This is a genomic window from Microcystis sp. M31BS1, assembly GCF_020245285.1.
Lineage (GTDB): Bacteria > Cyanobacteriota > Cyanobacteriia > Cyanobacteriales > Microcystaceae > Microcystis > Microcystis panniformis.
Map to the genome: position 1 here is coordinate 1 of NZ_JADBVE010000213.1, position 16,840 is coordinate 16,840.

Genomic DNA, 16,840 nt, shown 5'->3' on the forward strand with positions numbered 1-16,840 from the left:
AATAAATTGACGGCCACAGGTTACACAAATATGATTTTGTTTACCTTGTTTATTGATGCCATTTTTACGGATATGGGTAGATTTACATTCAGGGCATTGCATTTTGATTTCCTCCATTCATATCTCTATTATGCAACGCCGTTAAATCTTCATTATCTAACCATTGATCTAATTCCTCTGCAACAACTTTTAGATGCTCAATATCCGGCTCCAAGTTATCAATGTCTTTTAAGGTCAAAGTCCTCTTAATAGTTTTCGCAATCCCAACCATCACCTGACAATAGGCTCGCTTTGCTTCCTCCTTAAACGCCGATGCTTCTAACTTATCGCGCAAATACATCCGAATTAAAGTATGCAAGTCATAGTTCTGATTATCAACATCATTTAGCAAGTTTAAATTTACCAAATGTCGTAAATCAGTCCTAGTCGGTATCGGTAAATCAGGCGGATCAATAGACGCAGAAACCGATTTAGATAGACCAAACCAGCGTGAAAATGTCGGAAAATATCTCTCTATAGCTCCCCTTTTTAAGGGTTGGGGTTGGGGGTATCTCTCCTCAAACAAAGACAAAATTAACTTTTCATTAATCCGACTTTCCGCAAACAAACTGAGCCATTCTCCTGCTAATCGAGAACTCTCACTCAACTCCCCCCAACTCAACTCAAACGCCGCTGCTACCTCCCTTTGAGCCGTCATAAAAGCATTTTGGGGAAATTGTAAACTCTCATCCTTTAATTTTTGCGCCTGTAACTGTGATAAAAGTTTTGTTAAGTCACAACTCATATACTGTCCATAGCGTCCCACCAACTCAATCCCTAACGGTAAATACCCCAACCATTTGACTAATTCTCTGGCTTTTTCTGGATTATTTACTACCGCATTGGGTAAAAAGACAGCCAACAATTCTACCGCCGCATCAGGACTTAACACTTCTAAATCAATCGGGTTAAAATTACGAGCAATCTGTTCATTACGAGTCGTAATAATCACCTTAAACCGCTTTTCTCCTTGAGGCGGTAAATAGTCTTTTATTTGTTTATAGCGACGCACATCATCAAAAATAATTAAGGCTTGATCCTGCTCATTTTTGAACCAATTATGCCAACAAAAACGAATCCGCTCTACCAATTCGCCTTCTGTCGGTAAAATTAATCCTAAATGAATCTGAGCAAAAGTTAAAATACTCAAACCCGGATCGCTTTCTGCTACATTTAACCAAAGAATCCCCCCTAGATAAGTCTTTTTGTGCCATTCTTGCCAACTATACCATAACGCTAATTCCGATTTACCAACACCACTCATACCCGTCAACGTCGAAATCGCCACGCGGTTAGCTTCCTGTAATTGGGTTGCTAATTGGCTTAAAACTTCATCACGTCCAACAAATTTCTCGACCCCACTATTGGGTAAATTGTGCGGGTTTTCTTTAACCTGTTTTGGTACAGATGGCAAAATTATTTTCTGCTCAATGGAAATCTGAGCATTATCGCCAAAAGTAGAAGCTTTAATTCCAGTTTGCTTAAATGGATTATTCATTAGGGAAAATAACGGTACATTTCTTTACGGTGTACAACTCGGACAAAAGCAATCATATTCTCCTCAACATAAATACCTATGCGGTAATCTCCTATTCTTAGCCGATAGTAACTGGGGTGGCCTTCAATAGCTTTGATATTTCTTAACTCAGCTAGATTATTGGCCGCTTCTACCTCCGCAATGACAGCTTCAATTCGTTGTCGTAGCTTACGATCTTTGATAGCGCCTAAATCTCGAAAAAAAAGGCGACGAAATTCAACTTGCATGATTTACTCTGCTAATAAAGAAAAAATTTCTTCTCGACTGACATTTTCATCATGAAGACCTTCTTCTATTGCTTTGGCTAGAGCCATATCCTCTATCACTTCATAAATTACGTCTGTTAAAGTTTCCCGTTCTTGCAATAATAACTCATGCAGAACCTCTTTAACAATAGGCTTGAGTGCTTGGGCTTGATCTTCTAACATTTTTGTCTCCTAATCTGTGTTTTATCTTTAATAAGATTATAGCCTGTGAAATAACAAAATGCCTACCCCGTGGAACAGGCTTCTGGTTCCTGTACTTGATCTTTGATCATATTAAAGTAAAAGCTTTAATTCCAGTTTGCTAAAGTTTGTCGTTCATTTTCCTTAATAAAACTAAGATTTAACTAACACTTGATCTATGGGAATATGAGTTAGAAAAAATGCTTCTCCTTCCGAATCTCGCAAAGCTTCTAAATAAGCATCAATCCCTCGCGGTTGGGGCAAGTTTTCAACATCTGCCAAATGCAAAGCCAAAGCTGATCGCATTTGCTCCGTTGTTTCTTCTAGAGTCGCACCTGTTGCTACACAACCCAATACATCGGGTGAATAAGCTGAAAATCCCGTCTCACTTTTTTCGAGAACAATTAGATATTTGTCGATCATTTTAACCCTGCTTGTTTAAGAATACTAGCTAAAGTTCCTTTACGAACATCATCACTTAATTTGCCAGCAACAGTCACCTTTCCCCTTTTTGTTGGATGCTCATATTGGCGATGACTACCGACTGTATTAACGAGAAACCAGCCATCTTTTTCTAATAATTTAATGACATCCCGAATCTTCGTAGTCATAAACTTACTCGATGTAACCCAAAAATTTCTTCTCGACTGACATTTTCATCGTCAAGACCTTCCTCTATTGCTTTGGCTAGAACCATATCCTCTATCATTTCATAAATTACATCTGTTAAAGTTTCCCGTTTCTGCAATAATAACTCATGCAGAACCTCTTTAACAATAGGCTTGAGTGCTTGGGTTTGATCTTCTAACATTTTTCTCTCCTAATCAATCTTTTAGTTAATTTTAATAGTTGCTTTTTCTGTAACTCTTACCCCTGTTGTACCAACTTGTTCTGTTTTAGTCTTTGTTTTTCGTTTTACCGGTTGCTCAATTTCAGCATCTATTTCTCCCGCTTCCAAGTTATCTAAACCAATTTGGCTGATTCTCCCTGCTTAAATTTCCTGTCCCCAAATTCGTAACTCTTCAGCAAAAAGAGAATCTTCGTCTAAAATCACATCCAAATTTTTAGTGATAGTTTCAATGACCGTACTGTCCCCACTTTCCAATTTAGCTAATGCTTCATTGACCTTGAGCGATTTTCCCGTTAACCGATCCCTAATCTTTCCCCATAATACAGGAATTTTCGCCACAGCCTCCGCCGTAAAACGCTTGGCCAAATCTCCTGTACCTGATTTAACAAACTCCTGGATTGCCAACGTTACCAACACAATCGCGCTTAAAGGTTCAGTCATATTTAACTCCTTTGGTGTTTGGGTTGAAATACAATATTTGGGGTGCTGGTTTCTTATACCATGATTATATAGTAAAAATTGCTGCGGTGGGGTCATGGTTGATACAGTAAAGTTAATGCAGGTATCACTCTCTCGTCATGACATAATTATTAATAACATAAATCTCACTCATACTAAGCACAGCTTCCCTAAGATGTTACCCATTTAAACTGGGTGTTATAGTGTTATAAAACCAACTAGGAAACTGTCTCTTTCCCTGCCCTCATCTGGTCTTAACGGATAATTTAGATAGGTCAGCAGTTTAACTCGCACAAATTTTTAACTGGGATTGTTGCTATACTGGTGGCTCTTGACAAAAGATCATGTTAATTATTTTTCTGATGAGGATTATTAGTCACCTTTTCATGTACTATGGATCTATGGCAATATTTTTGAAGGATCACGATCGATGCAATCCCTAATGCTCAGAGTTAAAACTGCTTGGAGAAGTAAAAAAATAAGGGGAATTATATCGCTCCTATTGCTTTTTATCTTGATGCCAATTTTTCTTTATGCTTGTTTTAGTGATCTTCCTACTCAATCATCGGAGCAACTGCAGGGAACTCTCTCGGTTTGGTATCCAGAAGAGGGAAATTTAACTGAAGTACTAGGTCTCGGGTTGCAAGAGTTTGAAAAATTAAATCCGCAAGTGACAATTCTCGAACAAGCTATTCCTGTCGATGAGATACCCGAACGTTTTTTTAAACAATCTCAAAGCGGATTGGGTGCGAGTGTTATTCTAATTTTTTCGAGAAATATACCCAGATTAGTATCTCAAGGAATACTGGAGGAAATTGACCAGAAAAATCTAGATTTATCTATTTATTATCCTCCAACCCTGAAACAAGTTAGCTATCAAGGAAAAATCTATGGCATTCCCTTAGGTTCTCGTACCAATGTACTGTGTTATAATCAAAAAAAATTACAAGTTAGTCCCGATCCGGAGCTAAAGCAACCTCCCACCAGTTTAGAGGGATTAGTGGAACGTGCGCGCAAAGGTTATTCTGTGGGGATAGTTTCCTCTTTTGAAGATACTTTTTGGGGAATGGCAATTTTTGGCGGCTATTTGTGGGATGATCAAGGCAGGCTGCAACCTCGCCTATATGGTTGGGCAAAATGGCTAGAATGGCTAAAATTTGCTGCTTCACAGCCTAATTTTATCCTCAATCGTCAACGGGAATTACTCCATGATGCTTTTGCTAGAGGCCGCTTAACCTATTATGTGTGTAGTTCTATTGAAATTGCCGATTTAAAAAACAGTCTACAAGATGATCTCAGAGTCGCTTTACTTCCCCAAGAAACTCAAGGTAAAGCAGCACCAATTCTCTATACACGGGTGATGGTATTTAATCGCAATAATAGTGATAATGAAAATCGTTTGGGATTAGCTTTAGGAAAATTTCTCACTAATCCCGAACAACAATTACAAGCAATCACCCAAACAGAAAGTTTTATTCCCACTAATCGACGGGTGCAGATCGAAGGAAAATTACTACCGATCGAATCGGTATTATTACAACAATCTCAAAATGTCGTGGCAGTTCCTCTGGATGATTGGGAAAAGTCGAATCAAATTTTAGAACAAGGAGAATTTTGGTATGAAAGAGCGATCGCTGGAGAAATATCTTCCTCAGCAGCGGCCGAAAAACTGACACTTTATATTCAATCAGGTCTTGATTAAGAAGTCGGGAAAATAAATTAACATGAACAACAATATCCCCTCTCTTTCGGAGATAATTGCTAACCAATTATTATTTTTAGGACGCAGAAATGTTCAAAATCAATTAACGATCATTTTTCTGTCTTTAATTCTTGCTTGGTTATTATCAAAATGGTTATGGTCTTACTTAGAAAAAAGATTTCCTCACGTCACCACTTTTATCCATAGTGATAAAAAATTAACCATCCGTCAATATTTTGCTATCCTGATACAGTTTCTTAATTTTCCAGTTATTAGCCTAATTTTACTTGACTTAAGTTATCTAATTTTTTTCGGTCAAAACTGGACAAGAGGAATGATTAGTTTATGCATAAAATTAATGTGGTTTTATTTAGTTTATCGTGGTTTATTAGCTGGATTATACGCCAAGTTTTCCGTCAAGACAATTAAATATTATCATTTGCGGCTTTTAGCACCTTTATTGCTATTATTACTCCTGAGAACAATTATTAGTTTCTACAATAATATTCAGGAAATTGCTCAAGTATCTCCCTTTAATTTATTTAATAGTCCGATCACATTGAGAAGCATATTTATTTTGATAATAGCTCCCTATTTTCTGGTAATTATTGTTATTCTTATAGAAAGTATAATTCTGAGTATTACTAATTTAAATCAGCAAGCTAGTCGCGGTGAAATTGAAGCAACTTTACTTTTAGGACGTTATTTTTTCATTGTCTTAGGTTTTATTCTCATCTTGGGTTATGTGGGAGTTAATGCCACGGCAATAGCGGCAATTACTGGCGGTTTATCGGTGGGTATTGGTTTCGGTATGCAGCAAGTAGTCAGTAATTTTATTAGCGGTATTTTACTATTATTTGAAAAAGTTCTCAAACCCGGTGATATCATTAATATTGAAGGGCAAACTTCTCAGGTAAAAAAGCTAGGTATTCGAGCGACAACAGTGCAAATCCTCACGGATAATTCTGAAAAAATTATCCCCAATCAAAAGTTTTTTACTGAGGATGTCACCACCTATACGGGTAGTGATAACTTGATTTATTGTTCAATTGTTATCGGAGTTGGTTATAACTCTAACGCACAACAGGTGATGAATTTATTGCTAGACATTGCTGATCAACATCCTCACATACTTAAAAACCCGCAACCAGTAGCATTTTTTCTTAATTTTGGTGATTCTAGTTTAAACTTTGAATTAAAGTTCTGGTTGGATGATGTCAACAGAAAAAAGCGAGTAATTAGTGATATTAATTGTGCTATTCTCGCCAAGTTTACTCAACAGGGTATCGAGATTCCCTTCCCGCAACAAAATATTCACATTCGCAATGATTAGCAATTTATTCTGGTCAAAAACCCTAGCTGATTATTTTCATCTGAAGATATATCAATTCCACTTATTAAATCCATGTATTTATTGTTTTTTATTAATAGTTAATGTCTTGACATAAGATAGTATATTCAGAGATACTCAATCATATAGAATCAAAATCTCCCAGATTAATTTATCGAGGTTTTGCTGATGCTTTTTCGTCCTACTTGGCTTGGTACTTTATCGCTTGTCCTTGCCTTAAATTTGCCCCTTAGTGCCTCAGAAACCTGCGTCCCGATACCTTTGATCGGTGGTCAAGGAAACCAAGTAACCAAGACCGTTTCTCAACCGACCGTTCCTACTGTGTTCGGTGTCGATATCACTCGCAATAACTGGAATACCGATTGGGCGGTTCCGAGCGATCGCAACTGGCAAAAATTCGTGGCCACTATATCCTCGGATGAGGGTGGTTCCTTCGATATTCAGATGTACCTCAAGTACAGCGATCAAACCACGGGACAGTTTTTTAACCAACAAGATGTACGGATCGACCCGGGTAAACCCCTGACTATTACCGCCACACCGGAACCCAACGATGAACCCTATCAAGTCAATCTTTTTATCGGTGGTGTCAACCATTTCGGCAAGACCTACACGGTAACTGTTGTCGGCTGCTACCGCTAGAGCGTTTTTTTAATAGTGAGGAGTGAAAAATTATGGGATTCTCGCCATGCCGCCTGCTGATCTGGACTTTGCTCGGTTTATCGTTTCCTGTCCCCAGTGTTCTCGCCGAAGCGATAGATGACGGGAAAGCGATCGCTCCCCTGACCGTTGCCCCTTCCTTCTGTGAGGGTTTTACCCCCTTGACCAATAGGGTCGCCCCCTTGGTATTCGAGGGGGAAACCCGAACCGAGGAATTACCCGACAGTGCCTGTGCCAAGGATCTGGCGGGAGTAGGAGCGCCCGTTTTGCCAGCCTCTCCTCCCACAGAACCCACCCCGGCTCGGACCCCGAACGCACCGGAAAATCCCGCTCCCCAAGGCCAAGAGGATCGAGGTTGGCAGATTAAATTTCAGCCCTACGCGACCATTCCGATCAATACCTACGGAACCGCAACGGCCCGGGGACGTACCGTCAACTATCATCTCGATCTCGGGGAAGTATTACAATCGCTCCGGGTGACGGGTAGCGCGCGCGTGGAAGCCTGGAACGGTCGTTTCGGTTTGATTTTCGACGGTTATTACGCCAGCTTGAGAAACGTGATCAACCTCCAGAAGACAAGGGTTCGAGAGCCGAATTTTATCAACTCCTTGAATTGGTTGCTGAGTCGGGATGCCAACCAGAGAATTCAAAAAGCGATCAATGGACTCGAAGGCATCTCCCAGTCGGTCGATCGGATACAAGGATTAAAAGAAGAGGGGAGCTTTCAAGAGGCAGGAGACAAAATTCGAGCCTTACGACAGGATATAGCCCTAAAAACCGAACAATTAAGCCAATTACCGGCGGCAGCCCAAGAATTGCGCGATCAGATACGGCAAGAAGTCGCCCTTCGGGAGGAACAATTACAGGAACTGGAAACGGCGATCGATAACGCTCGGCAACGTTTCCAGCAAGAGATCGTTCCGAAAATCGAGCAGGCGCAGGAACTAAAGACGACCCTCGCAGAAATTCGACTGGAGGTGCGGCAAGAGGTCGAGCGAAAAGCCGAGCGCCTAAACGAATTTAAACAGGCTCTTGACAGCCTTCAAGGACAATTGGCCGAACGCCAGAATACTTTACAAGAAATGGTCGTAAAAATTCAGACTCTCCCCGAGGTGGATATAGGTGAGATTCGGGATAATATCGATATTCGAGATCTCCGGGATTTAGAGAAGAAAATAGCAGAATTACCCCGCGATCCTGCCTTTAGCGATCGGCTAGGAAATTTGAAGGATTTTCAAGAAAAGCTCTCGCAAATACAGGAAGCACTGGCTAGAGGGCAGGAAAAAATTCAAGAATTGCGGGGGTTAAAAGATAGCGAACCCCTGCAACAACTGCAAGGGAAGATTCAAGAGCTACAGCAGTTAAAAGATAGGGAACCCCTGCAACAACTGCAAGGGAAGATTGAGGAGTTGCGGCAGACTAAAGATAGCGAAATCCTCCAACAACTGCAAGCGAAAGTTCAGGAGCTACAGCAGTTAAAAGATAGCGAACCCCTGCAACAACTGCAAGCGAAACTCCAAGAGTTACGGGAGCTAAAAGATAGCGAACCCCTGCAACGACTCGAACAAGAAATTCAGAACGCCCGAGAATCGCTCGAACAACTAGAACAAACAATGCAACAGGTACAAGAATTCGCCGACAATCGCCAATTACAGCAACTCGAAGCGGATTCGGAAACAAACCTACAATTCGATCAGGGCATCTACGATTTCGCCGTCAGTTACCACATCGGCGCTCCGATCAGCCACGAACTGCCCGAAAAACCCTCTAATCGCTCTTTTCCCTTAATTTGGTTCCAGCCCTATGCGGGCCTTCGTCTCAATAGTATCAGCATCGATATCGAGGAAACGCTTACCGTACAGCTATCCAGTCCCCTCGTCAACTTCAGCCAAACCTTCCAACAAACCTTCAGTCAGGGGAGAACTTGGTTTGAACCGCTCCTCGGCGGGAAATTTGGGGTACAGGTGTCCGATCCGATCACTTTATGGATTCGGGGAGACGCTTCCGGTTTCGGGCTGGCCGGCGATACAGATCTAAGCTGGAACCTCCTCTTCGGAGTCGATTGGTGGGTGAATCGCCAAATTTCCCTGCAATTCGCCTATCGTTTCTACGGGATCGAGTATAAAAACGGTAGTGGCGATAACGCATTCGGTTTTACGGAAAACTTTAACGGACCCTTTCTCGCCGCCACTTTTCACTTTTAACTTAGTGTCAGCATTCGTCCCTCGCGCTTAGTGCGATGGGACGGGGCTTTTCAAGGGGCGAAGTAATTCGCCCCAGGGTTCCCCTCAAGAATACTGACCAACATATAGACAATTCTCAAAAACCATGTTATCATAGTTATAGTTTCTTGATAACTCTTATGTACAAAGCGTACAAATTCAGACTTAAGCCTAATACCGAGCAAGAAATAGCCTTAGCTAAAAGCTTTGGCTGTTGTCGTTGGTTTTGGAATTATTCCCTGAATTTATGCCAAGAAACCTATAAAACCACGGGAAAAGGACTGACACGAAACTATATTCAAGGACTATTGCCCAGTCTCAAAAAAGAATATGAGTGGTTGACAGATGCTTATTCCCAGTGCTTACAGGTTGTTGCTTTGAACTTATCGCAAGCTTATCAAAATTTCTTTGAGAAACGAGCTAGATTACCAAGATTCAAATCTAAACATGGTAAACAATCAATTAGCTATCCAGCTAAGGTCAAATTTGAAGGTGACTACCTCAAATTACCGGGTAAAGTTGGCTTAGTTTATTGTGTTCGTCATCGGGAATTTGCAGGAACAATTAAAACCGTTACTATCTCAAAAAACCCAGACGGTAAATACTACGCTTCTATTTTAGTTGATGATGGACAATCTCCCCTGCCCCCCTTGATAAGGGGGGTGCCGAAGGCGGGGGGAGCTACCCTTAATCAGGGTGGTGACGAAGACGGGGGGATAGATGGAAAAGCCATAGGAATTGATTTAGGACTTAATCATTTTGCTATTACCAGCAATGGTAGTAAATATGATAATCCTAAACATTTTGCTAAACATCAACGCAATCTAAAAAGGAAACAACAAAAGCTATCGCGTAAAAAGGAGGGAAGTAACAACCGTCAAAAAGCTAGACGTAAAGTAGCTAAAGTTCACTCTAAAATCTCAAGATGTCGTGAGGATTTTCTCCACAAGCTATCCCGTAAGATAGTTAACGAAAACCAAGTTATTGCTGTAGAAAACCTCAATGTTAAAGCCATGGTACGCAATCATAATTTAGCTAAGGCTATTAGTGATTGTAGTTGGGTAATGTTTTGTACAATGCTTAAATACAAGGCAGAATGGCAAGGAAAAACCTATATCGAAGTTGATAGGTTTTTCCCTAGTTCTAAGACTTGTCATGTCTGTCTAAATCAAGTGGGTAGTTTATCCCTTGATATGAGAATATGGACTTGTGAACATTGTCAGACAACTTATGACCGGGACATAAATGCGGCAATAAATATTCGAGATGAAAGCTTACGGATATTGTCGTTAGGAACTAGCGATACTGCCTATAGAGGGGATGTCAGACCAAAAGCTGGGCGTAAGTCTGTCTTGAGGCAATCCCCTGTGAAATAGGAAGCTCTCAACGACCTTGAGAGTAGTTCACTTATTGTCATTTACCCTAGCCAAAAACCGCATGATTAGCCATAGTTTACCAGGTCGTTTTCCCAGAAATAATCCCACCCGTCGGCTGCGAGCTTTTCTCCTAGGTCTTTTCGCCGCGGGTATGACCGCTTTACCCCTAAAAGCCGCCGAAGAAATTGAATTTGTCTATACTCCCCTCGTCTTTTCCGTATCGGTAGCATCCCTAGAAACCTTTGCTAAAGAAGGAAAAATCGACGCTAATTTAAAAAGATTTCTGTCCAGAGCAACTCCCGAAGCAAGAGAGAAGTTTCGTGAGGCTTTATTAACAAAGATTGACATCGATCCCATTTTACTATCTCGTTTTTTTAATAGTGTGATGGGTGCTGATATGCTCTTTCGTTTGGGCAAAGGCATCACCATTGAAGGGGGAATTAATGGTAAATATGCTCTGCGGGGTGCGATTGTTAGTGCCGCTTTCGATCCGGGAGGATTAACCCTTTTAAATGTGCTGAAAAAATTCCCCAATAATATCCAGTTACAGGGGGAAGAAATCCTCGGATTAGCTAAAACCATCGATTATGCGGTTTATGTGGCGGAAATATTTATTAAAGATATGCACCTCTGGACGGCCGAGGAAGCCGCTGCCGTTAAACCAGCGATTAATTATGCCAGTTTACCCGATTTGCGTCAGCGCGGTAGCTTTCAGGTAAAAAAAGAAGTTTGGAACCTAACCGATAGTAGTCGCAATCGCAGTTTATATGTCAATGTTTATATCCCGCAAACTTTCCGAGACGGTAAAACACCTGTAATTATTTTTTCCCACGGATTAGCCTCGCGACCGGAAGATTATGCCCAAGCAATCGAACATCTAGCCTCCTACGGGTTTTTAGTAGCGGCACCGCAACACCCCGGCAGTGATATCAAATACCTGCAAGGAATGTTAGGGGGATATTATCGCAATATTTTTGATGGCAATGAGTTTATTAATCGACCCAAAGATATTAGCTTTGTCATCGATGAATTAGCCAGACGAAATGCTAGTCAATTTCAAGGTAAACTTAACCTAACTAATGTGGGAGTAGCGGGTCATTCCTTTGGAGGTTATACATCTCTAGCTGTTGCTGGTGCGTCAATAGATTTTGATAATCTTGCTAAAGATTGTAACCGTCCTTATTCCGGGATTAATATCGCAATTTTACTGGAATGTCGCGCCCTAGAATTGCCTAGACAGGTCTATAATTTTCGCGATGAACGAGTCGCAGCTGTTTTTGCAGCTAATCCCGTTAACCGCAGTATTTTTGGGGAAAAAGGTTTAAGTAAAATCTCGATTCCCGTCCTCTTGGGTTCCGGAAGTTATGACCCGGCAGCTAATCCAATTTTTGAACAGGCTATTCCTTTTACTTGGTTAAAAACCCCGGATAAATATCTGGCCATGGTGGAGGGACAAGCTCATGTAAATTTTACGGAATTGGATGCAGGAATGCAAAAAACCCTAGAGTCTGTGGTCGATATCACTTTACCCAATCAAAATCTAATCGAGGATTATACTGGAGCTTTATTGGTCTCTTTTTTTGAAGTTTATATTGCTAATAATGAAAAGTTTCGTCCTTTTCTTCTGTCTAGCTATGCAGAATATCTCAGTCAGGGACAAAAGTTTAAATTAGACTTTATTACTGCCGCTTCTGACGAGAAATTATCTCAATTAATTGAAAAATTGCGAGTACATAGGCAATAGTAAAACGTAGGGTGCGTTAGACGGCAAAAATTCCTGTTTTGACTTGAAGGTAACAATCCGTCCTAACGCATCACCTATCATCAACTAAGTAAAACGTAGGGTGCGTTAGACGGCAAAAATTCCTGTTTTGACTTGAAGGTAACAATCCGTCCTAACGCATCACCTATCATCAACTAAGTAGCTGGTTACAATTAAAGATAAAATACAAAAAACCAGAAGCCTGTCCCACTATCTAACAGTTAATTGAGATTACTTACTTATTAAGTGTCAAGTTCGTTGTTTTCTTTTCACTGATGACTGATGACTGATGACTGATGACTGATAACGGAAAAATCTCCCCACTGCCCCCCTGCAAAAAAGATTCTCTTGAGTTGTATAATCTCTAAAGGATTAGCGTACTCAAGAAAAAAATTATTTCATGCTCAGAAAAATTAGACTATCATACTTTGGCTTAATTTTAGGCAGTATTTTAACGGTTATCGGGATCATCGGTTATGCCCAAGGTAACGCCACGGTAAATTTAGCGGGGTTTTTCTACGGATTACCGTTATTATTGGGAGGTTTAGCCCTAAAAGCTTCAGAAATCAAACCTATACCCTTCAGTCAACCCACTAGCCCCGAAATCTTGCAATTGCGCCAACAACAGGCCACTGTCACCCAAACCAAACTTCGCAACGATGTCACCCGCTATCGCTACGGACAGGAAGTGCATCTGGATGAAGCCCTAGAAAAGCTGGGATTAAGCCCCACGGACGAGGAAAGACCGACTTTAGTGGCAATTCGTGAAACTGCTGTTGATTCCGCCTATTGTCTCACCCTAGAATTTGAATCGCCCCTTTTACCCCTAGAAAAGTGGCTGGCAAAACAGGAAAAAATCGAAAGATATTTTGGACCAGGAATTAAAGCCGAAATTAAGCAAGTTGACGAGGAAAAAATTGATTTAGCCCTAATTACTATCCCTAACGCCTAAATGCTCACGCCTATTCAGTATGGCTTCCTAGCAATCGCTGCCGTGGCTGCCGGCTTAATTAATGCTCTTGCCGGTGGCGGTAGTCTGATTACTTTTCCGACGCTGATGGCGGTGGGTATCCCACCAGTGATGGCAAATGTGACTAATACCGTCGCTTTATGCCCCGGTTATCTGGGGGCAACTCTCGCCCAAAAAAAAGACCTGCACGGGCAACAAAAACGGATTAGGTTATTACTACCATCGGCAGTTATTGGCGGCATTATCGGTGGTATTTTGCTGTTAAATAGCAGCGATCAAGTGTTTGACCGCCTGATTCCTTTTCTGATTCTTTTAGCGGCGGCTTTATTGGCTTTTCAAGATACTTTACGCTCTTGGCTACAGCGGCGACAGGGGGACGAAAATGGTCATATCCCAGAAATTTTGGCGGTTTTACCCATCGCTCTCGCTTCAATTTATGGTGGTTATTTTGGGGCGGGTTTAGGGGTGATTGAGTTAGCAATTTTGGGCTTATTTATCAAGGATAATCTCACGAGATTAAATGCTTTAAAACAGTTGCTTTCTTTGGTGGTTAATGTAGCGGCATCTTGGTTTTTTCTCTTTTCTAATCAGGTAGATTGGTCGGCGGCGATAGTGGTAGCAATTGGCTCTTTAATTGGGGGTTTATTGGGGGGAAAACTAGCCAGAATTATCTCTCCTAGTTATCTGCGCTGGACTGTAGTAATTCTGAGTATTATTATCGCTACAGTTTATTTTCTTCGTTAACAAAATGTTTGTCAATAAGGTGTTTTATTGATGGAGATTGATAGATTTTTTCCTAGTTCTCAAACCTGTTCTAATTGTCTCTGTCATACCAAATCCGCAAGGTGGGCGTAAGTCTATCTTCAGGCATTCCCCCGTGAGTTCAGAAGCCCCGACAATCTCGCCCAGCCGGTAGTTCACCCTAAAAAGATTGTCCCACTTCTAAGACTTTCGTTTGTCCGTTGCGAGACAAAATAACCTGTTGACTACCAACTTCCACTAAAGTCCAACCGTTGATAAATTCCCCCGGAGAAATACGCGTCGTTATCCCCTTATTATCAAATAAAGCTGAAGATCGATCGCCTAAATCCATCACCCCCACCAGGGTATTTTTCACCTGATTATTAGTGGGAATAACCGCTGCTGTCGGCCGATGCACTTGGGGGGCAGCCGGTAATGGTGGCGCGGAAATGTCGGGATTTGCGGGTGTAACCGGGGCAATTTTGGCAGCCGTTTCAGGGGTTTGGGGATAAACGGGAACGTAAATTCTTTCTATGATCTGGGGAGTATTATTAACCGGTAAATTAGCGGGGGGTGGTGGTGGAACCGTGGCTACCGGAGAAGGGTTATTTTTAGGAGAAGGATCAGGATCGGGGGATGAAGTTGCACCTTGGCGATCGATAATAGTCAGAGATGATTGCAGATAGGCGATAAACTTTTGATCTTCTGGGGAAATCGTGCCATTTTGAGAGACAGGGGCATTTTTTTGACTGATTAGCCATGCCACCACCCAACCTAGATAGACGCAAGCAATGACAAAAATAACTTTATCTAGGGGCATTCTCGGATTTTCTTCATCGCCCGCTGCCATATTTTTTGCACTCCTCGATCGCTGCTGTCGTTTCGATTCTAACAGGATAGGGCATTGCCAAAAACAATTTTTTAATTTCCCCAAATCCCCCTAGGGGGGATATAGTAGAGAGAGAATGATGTATCTTAATATAAGTAAAGTTTTGTAACAATTCTGAAATCCTTTGCTCAACTCTACCCTAGTCCCCAGCAATCCCAATCGCCTGAAACCCCTAGTCCCTAACTGGGAAAAATGTCAATCCGTCTTTTGGACAGCAGCATTTCTGGTATCAGTCCCCGTGTTCATACAAGCGCCCCTAGTGCGCTACTATCCCGAAATTAGCCTAGGTTTAACCGTTTTCTGGGTGGGGTTAGGGATTTGGCTGCTCAAACAAGCAAAAATCAGTCTTTGGGGAGATTTACTTTTGGGCTTTAGTTGGAGTTGGTTAGCCGGTTCTCTGTACTGGGGTTGGTGGCGTTGGGAACCCTTGCTCCATATTCCCATGGAAGCGATCGGGCTGCCCTTTGTTCTCTGGGGATTATGCAAAGGTCGCGGCAAAGTGGGCAATCTTTTCTATCTGGGTTCTTTGTTAGGAACCGCCATCACCGACTTATATTTCTATCTAACGGGACTAATTCCCTACTGGCGACAATTAATGACCGTGGAACTAGATGCCAACCTAGTATCGCCGATATTTCATAACGCTTTGGCCCAAATTCAGACCCCCTGGGGCATCAGTTGGGCGATCGTACTGCTCAACCTGCTCCTAGCGATCGGTATCTATCCTTTGCAAAAACGGGTATGCCATTGGTGGGCATTTAGCGGAGCCGTATTGAGTACAATTTTAGTCGATGGTTTATTTTGGATTACCGCTTCTCTGGCCTAAGGGTTTTCCTAGCTAATTCCCGTTTCCACCTATTTACCTAAAATGTCGGATGAATGCCCCCGCTAAATTTTTCGACAAGACATCAACCTTTGCGGGGGATGAAATCCGACCAGAAAATAAACCGCAGAGCATCGATTTAATACTACCATCTATGGGTAAACTGTGTTATAATTAAACTATCCAATGGTCGATGATTGTTAAATGCTAGTCGTAGAAGCGAAGCTAAAAAACGGGACACTAGAGCAATATCAGAAGCTTGATGAAGCTATCAGAACTTCTCAGTTTGTGCGTAACTCTTGTGTTCGTTATTGGATGGACAATCAAGGAACAACCCGTAATGACCTTCAAAAACTTTGTGCGGTACTAGCTAATAATAAAGAGACACCTTGGGTTAATAAATTAAACTCTCAAGCTCGTCAATCGGCTGCTGATAGAGCCTGGCAATCAATTAGTCGATTTTACCAGAATTGTCATGCTAAGATACCAGGAAAAAAAGGTTTTCCTCGGTTCAAAAAGCATAGCCGTTCGGTTGAGTATAAACTAACGGGCTACAAACTATCAGATGATCGACGTAAAATCAGATTTACTGATGGCTTTAAAGCAGGAGAATTTGATTGATGGTGTAGTCAGAAAACCTTAGTTTATTATTCAGAGCAACAGATTAGACGGGTAAGAGTTGTTAGACGTGCTGACGGTTATTATTGCCAGTTTTTGATTGACGGAGAACGGCAAGAATACCATGAACCAACGGGACAAATAACAGGAATTGACTTAGGGTTAAAAGAGTTTTATACCGACGCTCAAGGTAATACTGTAGAGAATCCACGTTATTTAAGCAAGTCAGAAAAACGACTTAAAAAAGCACAAATGAGATTATCAAAACGATTTCGTCAAGGAAAGAAACAGTCTAAAAACTATCACAAGCAACGGATAAAAGTAGCTAAACTTCACTTGAAAGTATCAAGACAACGTAAAGACAAAGCAATTAAAGACGCTTTGGCGTTAGTCCA

Annotated in this window: 19 protein-coding genes and 1 pseudogene; 10 read left to right on the top strand and 10 right to left on the bottom strand. The window is 41.5% G+C overall.

Annotated features, from left to right (window positions below; genetic code table 11):
- The 9 genes from IM509_RS12515 to IM509_RS12555 form a co-directional block, all read right to left on the bottom strand.
- The coding region (locus tag IM509_RS12515; protein WP_420372283.1) for an IS1/IS1595 family N-terminal zinc-binding domain-containing protein at nucleotides 1-102 on the bottom strand (102 nt) is incomplete at its 3' end.
- The gene (locus IM509_RS12520) at nucleotides 89-1,537 is read right to left on the bottom strand and encodes an NB-ARC domain-containing protein (protein WP_185237364.1); all 1,449 of its coding nucleotides are present in this window, start codon (nucleotides 1,535-1,537) and stop codon (nucleotides 89-91) included. The genes IM509_RS12520 and IM509_RS12515, both read right to left, overlap by 14 nt.
- On the bottom strand, nucleotides 1,537-1,803 hold the full coding sequence (locus IM509_RS12525; RefSeq protein WP_052276506.1) for a type II toxin-antitoxin system RelE family toxin: 267 nt from the start codon (nucleotides 1,801-1,803) through the stop codon (nucleotides 1,537-1,539). The genes IM509_RS12520 and IM509_RS12525 overlap by 1 nt, the downstream gene beginning before the upstream one ends.
- A gap of 3 nt (nucleotides 1,804-1,806) precedes the next feature.
- Nucleotides 1,807-2,004 carry a hypothetical protein gene (locus tag IM509_RS12530; RefSeq protein ID WP_002786733.1) on the bottom strand — a complete coding sequence of 66 codons (198 nt, stop codon included), beginning with the start codon at nucleotides 2,002-2,004 and terminating at the stop codon, nucleotides 1,807-1,809.
- 171 nt (nucleotides 2,005-2,175) lie between these two features.
- Nucleotides 2,176-2,445 (bottom strand): type II toxin-antitoxin system HicB family antitoxin, encoded by a 270-nt coding sequence (locus tag IM509_RS12535; RefSeq protein ID WP_002745090.1) that lies wholly within the window; start codon nucleotides 2,443-2,445, stop codon nucleotides 2,176-2,178.
- Nucleotides 2,442-2,633 carry a type II toxin-antitoxin system HicA family toxin gene (locus tag IM509_RS12540; RefSeq protein WP_002745088.1) on the bottom strand — a complete coding sequence of 64 codons (192 nt, stop codon included), beginning with the start codon at nucleotides 2,631-2,633 and terminating at the stop codon, nucleotides 2,442-2,444. The genes IM509_RS12535 and IM509_RS12540 overlap by 4 nt, the downstream gene beginning before the upstream one ends.
- Nucleotides 2,630-2,833, bottom strand: coding sequence for a hypothetical protein (locus IM509_RS12545; RefSeq protein ID WP_185237365.1), 204 nt, complete (start codon nucleotides 2,831-2,833; stop codon nucleotides 2,630-2,632). The genes IM509_RS12540 and IM509_RS12545 overlap by 4 nt, the downstream gene beginning before the upstream one ends.
- A 21-nt stretch (nucleotides 2,834-2,854) precedes the next feature.
- Nucleotides 2,855-2,980, bottom strand: a complete 126-nt coding sequence (locus IM509_RS12550; protein ID WP_255520593.1) for a hypothetical protein — start codon at nucleotides 2,978-2,980, stop codon at nucleotides 2,855-2,857.
- Between the two features lie 33 nt (nucleotides 2,981-3,013).
- Nucleotides 3,014-3,409, bottom strand: coding sequence for a hypothetical protein (locus IM509_RS12555; protein WP_260441268.1), 396 nt, complete (start codon nucleotides 3,407-3,409; stop codon nucleotides 3,014-3,016).
- A gap of 352 nt (nucleotides 3,410-3,761) precedes the next feature.
- On the opposite strand from IM509_RS12555, the gene IM509_RS12560 reads away from it, so the two are divergent.
- The 8 genes from IM509_RS12560 to IM509_RS12595 all read left to right on the top strand — a co-directional run bounded on the left by IM509_RS12560 (nucleotide 3,762) and on the right by IM509_RS12595 (nucleotide 14,118).
- Nucleotides 3,762-5,033 (top strand): sugar ABC transporter substrate-binding protein, encoded by a 1,272-nt coding sequence (locus IM509_RS12560; protein ID WP_052276505.1) that lies wholly within the window; start codon nucleotides 3,762-3,764, stop codon nucleotides 5,031-5,033.
- Nucleotides 5,034-5,055: 22 nt separating this feature from the next.
- On the top strand, nucleotides 5,056-6,366 hold the full coding sequence (locus tag IM509_RS12565) for a mechanosensitive ion channel family protein (protein ID WP_052276504.1): 1,311 nt from the start codon (nucleotides 5,056-5,058) through the stop codon (nucleotides 6,364-6,366).
- A 186-nt stretch (nucleotides 6,367-6,552) separates the two neighbouring features.
- Nucleotides 6,553-7,026, top strand: a complete 474-nt coding sequence (locus IM509_RS12570; RefSeq protein WP_081417847.1) for a hypothetical protein — start codon at nucleotides 6,553-6,555, stop codon at nucleotides 7,024-7,026.
- A 32-nt stretch (nucleotides 7,027-7,058) separates the two neighbouring features.
- Entirely contained in the window at nucleotides 7,059-9,248 is a 2,190-nt protein-coding gene (locus IM509_RS12575) for a coiled-coil domain-containing protein (RefSeq protein ID WP_052276502.1), read from the top strand.
- Between the two features lie 158 nt (nucleotides 9,249-9,406).
- Entirely contained in the window at nucleotides 9,407-10,642 is a 1,236-nt protein-coding gene (locus IM509_RS12580; protein ID WP_052276501.1) for an RNA-guided endonuclease TnpB family protein, read from the top strand.
- 61 nt (nucleotides 10,643-10,703) lie between these two features.
- The gene (locus tag IM509_RS12585; RefSeq protein WP_052276500.1) at nucleotides 10,704-12,386 is read left to right on the top strand and encodes an alpha/beta hydrolase; all 1,683 of its coding nucleotides are present in this window, start codon (nucleotides 10,704-10,706) and stop codon (nucleotides 12,384-12,386) included.
- A gap of 418 nt (nucleotides 12,387-12,804) precedes the next feature.
- Nucleotides 12,805-13,356: a DUF2854 domain-containing protein gene (locus IM509_RS12590; protein ID WP_002763523.1), complete on the top strand. Its 552-nt coding sequence runs from the start codon at nucleotides 12,805-12,807 to the stop codon at nucleotides 13,354-13,356.
- Nucleotides 13,357-14,118 (top strand): sulfite exporter TauE/SafE family protein, encoded by a 762-nt coding sequence (locus IM509_RS12595; RefSeq protein ID WP_052276499.1) that lies wholly within the window; start codon nucleotides 13,357-13,359, stop codon nucleotides 14,116-14,118.
- Nucleotides 14,119-14,296: 178 nt separating this feature from the next.
- On the opposite strand, the gene IM509_RS12600 is transcribed toward IM509_RS12595, so the two are convergent.
- On the bottom strand, nucleotides 14,297-14,965 hold the full coding sequence (locus IM509_RS12600) for a hypothetical protein (protein WP_052276498.1): 669 nt from the start codon (nucleotides 14,963-14,965) through the stop codon (nucleotides 14,297-14,299).
- Nucleotides 14,966-15,128: 163 nt separating this feature from the next.
- On the opposite strand from IM509_RS12600, the gene IM509_RS12605 reads away from it, so the two are divergent.
- Both IM509_RS12605 and IM509_RS12610 read left to right on the top strand, forming a co-directional pair.
- Nucleotides 15,129-15,830, top strand: coding sequence for a DUF3120 domain-containing protein (locus IM509_RS12605; RefSeq protein ID WP_052276497.1), 702 nt, complete (start codon nucleotides 15,129-15,131; stop codon nucleotides 15,828-15,830).
- Between the two features lie 201 nt (nucleotides 15,831-16,031).
- Nucleotides 16,032-16,840: pseudogene (locus IM509_RS12610) on the top strand (RNA-guided endonuclease InsQ/TnpB family protein); the annotation flags it as partial.

Excerpts from the sequence above, each read along its gene's own strand:
- IM509_RS12520 (WP_185237364.1), bottom strand. The coding sequence starts at position 1,537 with ATGAATAATCCATTTAAGCAAACTGGAATTAAAGCTTCTACTTTTGGC.
- IM509_RS12525 (WP_052276506.1), bottom strand. The coding sequence starts at position 1,803 with ATGCAAGTTGAATTTCGTCGCCTTTTTTTTCGAGATTTAGGCGCTATC.
- IM509_RS12530 (WP_002786733.1), bottom strand. The coding sequence starts at position 2,004 with ATGTTAGAAGATCAAGCCCAAGCACTCAAGCCTATTGTTAAAGAGGTT.
- IM509_RS12535 (WP_002745090.1), bottom strand. The coding sequence starts at position 2,445 with ATGATCGACAAATATCTAATTGTTCTCGAAAAAAGTGAGACGGGATTT.
- IM509_RS12540 (WP_002745088.1), bottom strand. The coding sequence starts at position 2,633 with ATGACTACGAAGATTCGGGATGTCATTAAATTATTAGAAAAAGATGGC.
- IM509_RS12545 (WP_185237365.1), bottom strand. The coding sequence starts at position 2,833 with ATGTTAGAAGATCAAACCCAAGCACTCAAGCCTATTGTTAAAGAGGTT.
- IM509_RS12555 (WP_260441268.1), bottom strand. The coding sequence starts at position 3,409 with ATGACCCCACCGCAGCAATTTTTACTATATAATCATGGTATAAGAAAC.
- IM509_RS12560 (WP_052276505.1), top strand. The coding sequence starts at position 3,762 with ATGCAATCCCTAATGCTCAGAGTTAAAACTGCTTGGAGAAGTAAAAAA.
- IM509_RS12565 (WP_052276504.1), top strand. The coding sequence starts at position 5,056 with ATGAACAACAATATCCCCTCTCTTTCGGAGATAATTGCTAACCAATTA.
- IM509_RS12570 (WP_081417847.1), top strand. The coding sequence starts at position 6,553 with ATGCTTTTTCGTCCTACTTGGCTTGGTACTTTATCGCTTGTCCTTGCC.
- IM509_RS12575 (WP_052276502.1), top strand. The coding sequence starts at position 7,059 with ATGGGATTCTCGCCATGCCGCCTGCTGATCTGGACTTTGCTCGGTTTA.
- IM509_RS12580 (WP_052276501.1), top strand. The coding sequence starts at position 9,407 with ATGTACAAAGCGTACAAATTCAGACTTAAGCCTAATACCGAGCAAGAA.
- IM509_RS12585 (WP_052276500.1), top strand. The coding sequence starts at position 10,704 with ATGATTAGCCATAGTTTACCAGGTCGTTTTCCCAGAAATAATCCCACC.
- IM509_RS12590 (WP_002763523.1), top strand. The coding sequence starts at position 12,805 with ATGCTCAGAAAAATTAGACTATCATACTTTGGCTTAATTTTAGGCAGT.
- IM509_RS12595 (WP_052276499.1), top strand. The coding sequence starts at position 13,357 with ATGCTCACGCCTATTCAGTATGGCTTCCTAGCAATCGCTGCCGTGGCT.
- IM509_RS12600 (WP_052276498.1), bottom strand. The coding sequence starts at position 14,965 with ATGGCAGCGGGCGATGAAGAAAATCCGAGAATGCCCCTAGATAAAGTT.